Raw genomic sequence first — 2033 nt, 5'->3', positions numbered from 1 at the left:
TTTAATGGCAGAAGTTGATATTTCTATATTAAGTATGGTTCCAAGAGAATATTTTCATCCTAAACCTAAAGTGAATAGCTCACTTATCAGATTAAGTAGAAAAAAATCAAGAATATCACACAAAGATAAACAAAAGTATAATTATTTCGTTATGAAATGGGTTAACAAAGAATACAAGAAAATATTTACAAAAAATCAATTTAACAATTCCTTAAAACATGCAGGAATTGACGATTTAAACAATATTAGCTTTGAACAATTCTTATCTCTTTTCAATAGCTATAAATTATTTAATAAGTAAGTTAAGGGATGCATAAACTGCATCCCTTAACTTGTTTTTCGTGTGCCTATTTTTTGTGAATCGATTATGTCTTTTGCGCAGTCGGCTTAAACCAGTTTTCGCTGGTGCGAAAAAAGAGTGTCTTGTGACACTCTTAAATTCAAAATCTATCGGTCAGATTTATACCGATTTGATTTTATATATTCTTGAATAACATACGCCGAGTTATCACATAAAAGCGGGAACCAATCATCAAATTTAAACTTCATTGCATAATCCATTAAACTCTTAAATTCTACGATTCCTTGTTCATCAATAAACTCAATCATTTCTTTAATTAATTTATATCTATCTGTTGTTGTTTTCTTTAATAATTCATCAACATCTACACCGCCATAAACTATCATATCTTCTTTTTGATATTTAAATTTATTAGGATCGTCCATGTGAAGCATATATCTCACAAGACCTTTCACACTTCCTGCAATCTGCGGAATAGTCGCATTCAATTCTTCTGTAATTATTTTTATCTGTTCATAAGATTTATTACCCTCATACATCACTAGAATATGATAATGCTCTTTTTTCATCCTACCTTCTGTATCAGTATCCCTATCATGTAATGGAGACACTACAAATTGAATGTGTAACTCTTTTAAATACTCTAACCACTCGGCTTTTGCTGATTCTGGATATAAAACAAATGTCCAATTACGTCCTCTTGAATTTTTCTTGTTTTCAGTTTCTTTTATTACATTTTCGCTCATGATATAATAACGGTGCTAATACACTTAACAAAATTTAGTCATAGATAGGCAGCATGCCAGTGCTGTCTATCTTTTTTTGTTTAAAATGCACCGTATTCCTCCTTTGCATATTTTTTTATTAGAATACCGGTTGCATCTGATTTGCTAATATTATATTTTTCTTTGATTCTATTTAATATCTCATTTTCTTCTGTTGTAAGTCTTAAAGTAACAGCAACTTTTTTCTCTTCTTTTCTATCTACAACCATCACTGTACCTCCCAACATCTGTTTTTTTCACTTTAACATAAAAAACAACCTTTTAACATTAAAAACCCAATATTTATTTATTTGTTTGGACAATGGACAATGGACACCTAGGGGGGAGGTCGTAGTACCCCCCTATGTTTTCTCCCCTAAATAACCCCAAAAATCTAAGAAAAAAAGACCTCAAAAAGGTCTTTAATTAACATCTCAAATTTCGCATTTATTCCAATTTCCTTTTTGCGTGTGATGCGCTGCGTCCATTAAAAATCCTAGAGCTTTGCAACCGAAAGTTAATAGCTGTCGCTACTACTTTCGCTTACGCTCTAAGTATATTTTAAGGACTGTCACACGCAAAAAGTTTTCTCGGCATAAAAGTACCTCTACATCTCTAAATCGTCTGTACGCTGTTTCTCACGCTTTCTATCGACCTTCTGGACATTATCCTGTACAACATCCATAAACTGTCCCACACGCTCGAATTTGGAATCATTAAAGAATTTCTCTTTAAGCCTATTAAACCCTTTCTCAAACCCAGGGAAATTCGCCCTCGCAGCACGATATAAAGTCACTGTACTATCTTGAAATTTCTCTGATACATTCAACTGCTCATTCAAACTATCATTCTCTCGCTTTAATTTATTAACCTCTTTACTTTTTTCGTGATACCCCTCTTTCCATGTATTCACTACTTCTTTCAAACTCTCTCTACGTTTTTTTAATTCTTGATTTTCTGTGTAATAG

The 2033-nt window shown here is 32.2% G+C and carries 3 protein-coding genes and 1 pseudogene; 1 reads left to right on the top strand and 3 read right to left on the bottom strand.

Features of this window, described 5'->3' with window-relative positions; translation table 11 throughout:
• Nucleotides 1-301 (top strand): rRNA adenine N-6-methyltransferase family protein (locus F456_RS0121405; protein ID WP_018979060.1); only part of this gene is annotated, 301 nt, incomplete at its 5' end.
• A gap of 146 nt (nucleotides 302-447) precedes the next feature.
• On the opposite strand, the gene F456_RS0121400 is transcribed toward F456_RS0121405, so the two are convergent.
• The 3 genes and pseudogenes from F456_RS0121400 to F456_RS24630 all read right to left on the bottom strand — a co-directional run.
• Nucleotides 448-1047 (bottom strand): replication protein, encoded by a 600-nt coding sequence (locus F456_RS0121400; protein ID WP_012816703.1) that lies wholly within the window; start codon nucleotides 1045-1047, stop codon nucleotides 448-450.
• An 80-nt stretch (nucleotides 1048-1127) separates the two neighbouring features.
• Nucleotides 1128-1295 (bottom strand): cop-6 protein, encoded by a 168-nt coding sequence (locus tag F456_RS0121395; protein ID WP_006308237.1) that lies wholly within the window; start codon nucleotides 1293-1295, stop codon nucleotides 1128-1130.
• A 377-nt stretch (nucleotides 1296-1672) separates the two neighbouring features.
• Nucleotides 1673-2033, bottom strand: a pseudogene (locus F456_RS24630) (hypothetical protein); the annotation flags it as partial.

This window comes from Saccharibacillus kuerlensis DSM 22868 (genome assembly GCF_000378145.1).
GTDB lineage: Bacteria > Bacillota > Bacilli > Paenibacillales > Paenibacillaceae > Saccharibacillus > Saccharibacillus kuerlensis.
Note: the sequence above shows the minus strand (reverse complement) of the source record. Positions and strands in the feature narration are given on the sequence as shown.

What these genes read in the sequence shown, in the direction of transcription:
- F456_RS0121395 (WP_006308237.1), bottom strand. Translation starts at nt 1,295, where the DNA reads ATGGTTGTAGATAGAAAAGAAGAGAAAAAAGTTGCTGTTACTTTAAGA.
- F456_RS0121400 (WP_012816703.1), bottom strand. Translation starts at nt 1,047, where the DNA reads ATGAGCGAAAATGTAATAAAAGAAACTGAAAACAAGAAAAATTCAAGA.